Origin of the sequence: Kitasatospora humi, assembly GCF_020907985.1 — a bacterium.
GTDB classification, from domain to species: Bacteria; Actinomycetota; Actinomycetes; order Streptomycetales; family Streptomycetaceae; genus Kitasatospora; species Kitasatospora humi.
Window position 1 is genome coordinate 43,639 of sequence record NZ_JAJJPA010000047.1, and the last position, 6,096, is coordinate 49,734.

At 72.0% G+C, this 6,096-nt stretch carries 6 protein-coding genes and 1 pseudogene; 2 read left to right on the top strand and 5 right to left on the bottom strand.

Annotated elements, in window-relative coordinates:
* Positions 1-16 precede the first annotated feature (16 nt).
* A pseudogene (locus tag LN042_RS38125) lies at positions 17-217 on the bottom strand (hypothetical protein); the annotation flags it as partial.
* Positions 218-667: a GNAT family N-acetyltransferase gene (locus LN042_RS30030; RefSeq protein ID WP_230054567.1), complete on the bottom strand. Its 450-nt coding sequence runs from the start codon at positions 665-667 to the stop codon at positions 218-220. It abuts the pseudogene before it with no gap.
* A gap of 310 nt (positions 668-977) precedes the next feature.
* Between LN042_RS30030 and LN042_RS30035 the strand changes: the two genes are divergently transcribed.
* Positions 978-1,976, top strand: a complete 999-nt coding sequence (locus LN042_RS30035) for a hypothetical protein (RefSeq protein WP_230054560.1) — start codon at positions 978-980, stop codon at positions 1,974-1,976.
* 323 nt (positions 1,977-2,299) lie between these two features.
* On the opposite strand, the gene LN042_RS30040 is transcribed toward LN042_RS30035, so the two are convergent.
* From LN042_RS30040 to LN042_RS30050, 3 genes are all read right to left on the bottom strand, one after another.
* Positions 2,300-2,938, bottom strand: coding sequence for a GNAT family N-acetyltransferase (locus LN042_RS30040; RefSeq protein WP_230054561.1), 639 nt, complete (start codon positions 2,936-2,938; stop codon positions 2,300-2,302).
* Positions 2,939-3,261: 323 nt separating this feature from the next.
* Entirely contained in the window at positions 3,262-3,471 is a 210-nt protein-coding gene (locus tag LN042_RS30045) for a DUF4287 domain-containing protein (protein ID WP_230054562.1), read from the bottom strand.
* Positions 3,472-3,652: 181 nt separating this feature from the next.
* Complete coding sequence (locus LN042_RS30050) at positions 3,653-4,651, bottom strand: sigma-70 family RNA polymerase sigma factor (protein WP_230054563.1); 999 nt, start codon at positions 4,649-4,651, stop codon at positions 3,653-3,655.
* Positions 4,652-4,878: 227 nt separating this feature from the next.
* Here LN042_RS30050 and LN042_RS30055 point away from each other — a divergent pair.
* Positions 4,879-6,096 (top strand): L,D-transpeptidase (locus LN042_RS30055; RefSeq protein ID WP_230054564.1); only part of this gene is annotated, 1,218 nt, incomplete at its 3' end.

Sequence of the window (6,096 nt, forward strand, 5' to 3'; positions counted from 1 at the left end):
CGCCACCACCGCCACCAGCAGCTTCAGAACGGCCGCAGGGTCTTCGACTCCTCCTTCGCCGTGCCCGCTCCGCGCGGGCCGGCAACTCCGTGGTGACCAGCACCTCCAGCAGGTCCAGCGCGTCATCGACCGCGCGCGTCGTCAGGTAGACCGCGGTGGACAGCAGTGTGGCCAGGCGCCGGGAGCCGCCGTGCCGCTCCAGCAGAGCGGCAGAACCCTAGTCCGGCAGTCGGCGTAGGAGCTGTCGGGACGACTCGAAGCCCAGGCGTTCGTAGACCGGCACCGCCTTGCGACCGGAGTGGACCGTCACGTGGAGGGACCCGAGGCGTGCCGCGTGCTCCGAAGCAGTCTGCACGAGCGCCGAACCGATCCCCCGGCCCCGGTGCTCCGGCATGACGAAGACGGTCTGGATGTCTGCGGAGAGCCGGCTCGGCGCTCCAGGTCTCGGCACGCGAGGCACGAGCGCGACCCAGGCCATGCCGACGATCTCGGGTCGCAGGAGTCGGGCCACGAACGCCAGGTGCGAGTCCTGGCGGGTGGACCACCACTGCGCGAGCTCCGCCGCGAATGCGTCAACGGACTGCTGGGTCGGCTCCTCATGACGGGTGTCCAGCCACAGCAGTCGGGCCAAGGCTGCGATGTCGCCTGCGTTCGCCTGACTGATCATCACGAAGTGAGCCTAGCCGCCGGTCGGATCATGTGATTGAGGCGAGGAGGGCCAGCCCCCGGTGAGCCGGGCCGGCGGTTCGGATGCGGGATCACTGCGGCGGGTCCTGTGGGGGCGCGCGGGGGCGCGCGCGTGGTTGCGCAGAGTGCTGCCGTGAGCACGGAGAGACGTTTATCGGCCTGGGGGCGGTGTAGCGTGCGCGTGGAGCGGGTCGCCCCCGAACGGAAAAGGGGCGAGCCCGGGCAGGTGATTGCCACACCCGGCCGGGCTCTTCATCCGCCAAGTGGTAGTCAAGGAAAGGCCACTGAGGATGCTCAGGAATGCTATCGCGCCCACGAGCGCTTTCACGCAGATTGCCAACGCCCACATCTGGGATGACGGCATGTCGGATGCGGCGTTCCGGTTGCTGGTGCGGGCGTTGGCACTGTCGGACGCGGCGGCGCGGAAGACGACGGTGACGGAGCTTGCCGCCGGGTTGACGGGTGGTCGGATCACGGCGGACCGGGCGCGGCGGCAGCTCGCCAAGAAGGGGCTGCTGCACACGACGAAGTGGCGGAACGCGGCCGGGCAGGTGCGGTCGGAGTCGCTGGTGTCGAGCGTGCCGCTGGACGCGGAGGAGGCGGAGGGGATCTTCGTCGGGCGGCGGGGAGTCGGCGGTGCTGGGGGTGTTGGTCGCACCAGGGCACTGAAGGTCGAGCGGGCCGACGTTTCGGTACTCGGATCCGCCCTCTGCGCCGCGGGAGTTGCTGGTGGACCGAGTGCCGGATCACGGAAGGTCGGACCGGCCGACGTTCCGTCACCCGGCACCCTCCTCCCCTCGGAAGGAACACTGGGGGAGAAGACGTCTTCCCCCCTCCCGGTCCCACCGGTCCCGCCGGTCCCGCCGGATGCGGACGGGCGCCTGGCGGCGGCGGAGCGCGTGCTGCTGTCGTTGCGCCAGGTGGACGCACAGTTGGTGCTCGGGTCGGCGGAGGCGGCCCGGTTGGCGCCGCTGGCTGCCGAGTGGCTGGCCAGAGGCGTCAGCGTGGCGGGCCTGCGGCATGCGCTGACTTCCGCGCTGCCGGTGCCCGTGAAGGCTCCGGCCGCGCTGGTGCGGCACCGGTTGCGGGAGAAGATGCCCGAGGACGCGGCGGACCAGGTGCCGCTGAAGCTGGCGATGTGCGGCGACTGCGGGCGCGGCTTCCGCGTCGTGGCGGACGAGGCGCGGTGCGCCCAGTGCCGGACTGCGGCACCCGTGCGGCCCCCGGAGCCGGCGCCGGTGCGGATGGGCTGGCGGGAACGCGTGCGGCTGGCCGGTGCCGACGGATGACGCAGGGGCGGCGGACGAGGCCGCCGGGGAGGCTTCCGCGAGCCGCCGCACTGTCCACGATGCGCGCCCCGCTGCGAGCAACGCGCCCCTACCGGTGCCCGAGGTACGGCGGCCGTCGACCTCCCGGAACCCACCGGCGGAGCAGCGAGCAGCGTCGGTCCCGGCCCCCCCAACTGCCCCTACCTCGGCGCGAGAAGCAGCAACCCGATCTCCTGGGCAGCGGTCGAGAGCTCCTTGTGGAGCTTGCCCGCACGTTCCGGCGAGCGGGAAAAGGCGCCTGCCTCCCGAGTGGCCCGGTCGACCCGCCGCCGTCCCCGACCGGCTCACCGCGGACGGTAGATGCAGTCCGCCAGCGCGCTGTGCCGCTTCCAGCCCAGCGTCTCGTACAGGGCCCGGCCCTCGTCGGTCGCGCCGAGGACCCCGAGCGTGGCGCCCCTCGCCACCGCGCGGTCGGCGAGCGTGCGCATCACGAAGCCGCCCAGGCCGCGGCGGCGGTGCGCGGGCTCCGTCACCACGCGGTCGACCACCACGGCCTCGCCCAGCAGTGCCATCTGCCCCTTCGCCGCCAACTCGCCCGCCACGTCGCGCACCTGGAGGTACAGGACCCCGTCCCGCACCTCCTCCGAGGAGGCCTCGTACCCGTCGGGCGCCACCGGGTTCGTCGTCCGCAGGTCGGTCGCCATCAGGTGGCCCGACTCGTCCTCGTCCGCCACCCAGCCGCCGGGCAGCCAGGGCGCCACGTCTCCCGGTTCCATCGGCACCGTGATCCAGGTGTTCGGCACCGTCACCGCCTCGGCGGCGGCCCGCACCGCGAACTCCCCGGCCTCCGGCAGCACATGACGCCCCAGCTGCGCCGGGTTGCCGATGTCGAGGTACAGCCCCCAGGGCTTCTCCAGCGGCTGGGGCGTGCGCCGCGACACGGCCCAGCCGGCCACCCATGTCCTGACCAGTTCCGGAATCACCAGTCTCCCCCTAGTAAGAGGCAATTGCCGCCAGTACAGCTTACGAAACGGCCGCGCTTCCTACCAGAGCGGGCCGTCCCGGTGCTGCCGGCGGCGCTCGCCACCGCCGGCGGGGGCAGCGGCGGCGGCCCGGGGAGCGGGGGCAGCGGCGGCGGCCCGGGGAGCGGGGGCAGCGGCGGCGGCCCGGGGAGCGGGGGCAGCGGCGGCGGCCCGGGGAGCGGGGCGAAGCCGGCCGCCGCGGCGGGGAACGGTACCGCCGCCTTCGCCACCCGCGTCCACCAAGCCGCCGCTTCGTCCTGAACGCCCCCGGTCACCTGCCCCGACTACTTGCCCTCGGCGAGGGTGGCGGCGACCAGTGCGTTGGCGTGGCCGTGGCCGAGGCCGTGCTCGGCCTTCAGCCAGGCGACCAGTTCCATGTGCTTGGTCAGCGGCGAGGCGCGGACGAGGTCCTGCCACTGCGCGATCGGGCGGCCGTACTTCTTCTCGATGGAGGGGAAGTAACTGGCGGGGCCCTTCACCGGTGCGGTGGTCATGTGCGGTGTCCTGTCTGTTCGCAGTGGTCTTGATCGTGTTCGCGGTGCTCGTGGAGGTCCTCGCCGCCCCCGTGCGGACGTTCTTGCCTCATCCTTGTCTCATCGCGAGGTCAGACGGAGCACTCCGGTGGAACTCATCGCTCCCGGACCAGGAATTTCCGCCGGGTCGATTGGCACCACCTCACCGCTGAGTCCCGGCACCGGCGCCGGGCAGCCGCATCGGGAGCCCCCACAGCGGGAAGAGCCGCTCGGTGTCCATGTGGTTGGTCATGGTGGCGATCCGGCCGTCGGTGATCTCCAGCAGGGTGATGCCCCACGGCGTCCAGCCGTTGCCGTCCTCGGCCGGCCGGTACTGGGCGAAGGCGGGCGTGCCGTTCGCCTCGACGGCCACCAGCCTCGACCCCCGGCAGCCGGAGCCGGGGCCCAGCCACCACTCGCCCAGTTCCGCCACGCCCCGCACCCACATCCGGTACGGCGGCATGTTGAGCACGGCGTCCTCGTGCAGCAGGCTCTGCAGCGCCTTGATGTCGAACGCCTCGAATGCTCGGACGTAGCGCGCCAGCAGGGCCTGCTGCGCCTCGTCCAGCGGCTTGCGGGTGTCCGACTCCGGCACCCCGCCGTTGTCGGCGAGCGTGGCCCGGGCGCGCTGCAGGGCGCTGTTCACCGACGCCACGGAGCTGCCCAGCAACTCGGCGGTCTCGGCCGCCGACCAGGCCAGCACCTCACGCAGGATCAGCACGGCGCGCTGGCGGGCGGGCAGCTTCTGCAGTGCCGAGACGAAGGCCAGCCGGATCGTCTCCCGGCCCACCGCCAGCTCGGCCGGGTCCCCGGCGAGCACCCTCGCGTCCGGGATGGGGCCCACCCAGACGCACTCCTCCGACTGGGCCAGATCGGGCGCGGCCGCCGGGGTGGGCGAGGACAGGTCCATCGGCCGCGCCCGCCGCTGGGCGGCCGGGGCCATGTCCAGGCAGACGTTGGTGGCGATCCGGTACAGCCAGGTCCGCAGTGCCGAACGCCCCTGGAAGCCGTCGAACTTGGACCACGCCCGCACCATCGTCTCCTGCACGGCGTCCTCGGCCTCGAAGGCGGAGCCGAGCATCCGGTAGCAGTGGGCCGTCAGCTCGCGGCGATACGGTTCGAGCTGCTCGGCGACGTCGTCAGGGTTTGCGCTCACAGTCACGGCGCGACCATAGCGGCCGGCGCCGACATCAAGATCAACTTGGCCGACTTCTGCCACCGCCCGCGCACTCGAGCGGCAACGGCGATGGCGCGGGCGGGGCAGCAGCCCCAGCCCCGGCCCGCTCAATGTCCTGATTTTGTGACAGTAACGTTTACCGTGCACCCATTCGGGCTTCTGGCGGGTCAGATGTACACAGGGATCACCACGATGTTGGGGGAAGAAGAACCATGCGCTCCAGGGGCATACCGGGCACCGTTGCCGCACTGCTGCTCGGCGGCGCGCTGCTGCTGACCACCGCTTGCAGCAGCGGGAACGGCGGCGGCACCGGAGCGTCCGCCACCGCGCAGGCCGCGGGCGGGCACGGCAGCAGCGCGCAGGCGAAGCCGTCCGCGGCGAGCGTGGCCGTGCAGCCCGCCGACGGCGCACAGAACGTTGCGCCCAACGGTGCGGTGAAGGTGTCGGTGACCGACGGGAAGCTGACCCAGGTGACGGTGACCGGCCCGGACGGCAAGCCGGTGGCCGGCAAGGTCGGCACCGACGGCAGCTGGACGCCCACCGCGGCGCTGAACGTGTCCAGCAAGTACCAGGTGAGCGCCAACGCGGTCGACGCCGCCGGGGTGGCGACCACGACGACCAGCAGCTTCAGCACGCTCACCCCGAGCAAGACCGAGAAGGTCCGGGACAACCTGGACAACAACGCGACGTACGGCGTCGGCATGATCATCAGCGTCACCTTCGACAAGCCGGTGGCCAACAAGCAGGCGGCGGAGCAGGCGATCACCGTGGAGGCGACGGACGGCACCACCGTCCGCGGCCACTGGTTCGGGGACAGCCGGCTCGACCTGCGCCCGGAGAACTACTGGAAGACCGGCACCAAGGTGACCGTGCACCGCCGGGTCGCCAACGTCGAGCTCTCCCCCGGTGTCTACGGCGACTCGGACACCGACGAGACCTTCACCATCGGCCGCTCCAAGATCAGCACGGCGGACGCCGCCAGCCACCAGATGACCGTGGTCGAGGACGGCACCGCGCCGCAGACCATCGCCATCACCGCGGGCGCCGACGACAACCCGTCCTGGAACGGCACCATGGTGGTCTTCGAGAAGGACCGGATGGTCCACATGGACTCCAAGACCACCAACATCAAGGGCCCGGGCTACGACGTCTACGAGCCGCACGGCCTGAAGATCACCGACAGCGGCTCCTACGTCCACGGCAACCCCAAGGCCGTCACCTGGGCGGGCAAGGCGAACATCAGCCACGGCTGCATCGGTCTGCCGGACACCGACCAGGGCGAGGACGGCTCGGTGGCCGGCAAGTTCTGGGCCGACTCGATCATCGGTGACGTCGTGATCGTGCAGCACTCGGTCGGCCAGCCCGTCGCCCCCGACAACGGCCTGGGCGGCTGGAACCTGCCCTGGTCCCCGAGCAGTGCGCCGAAGACC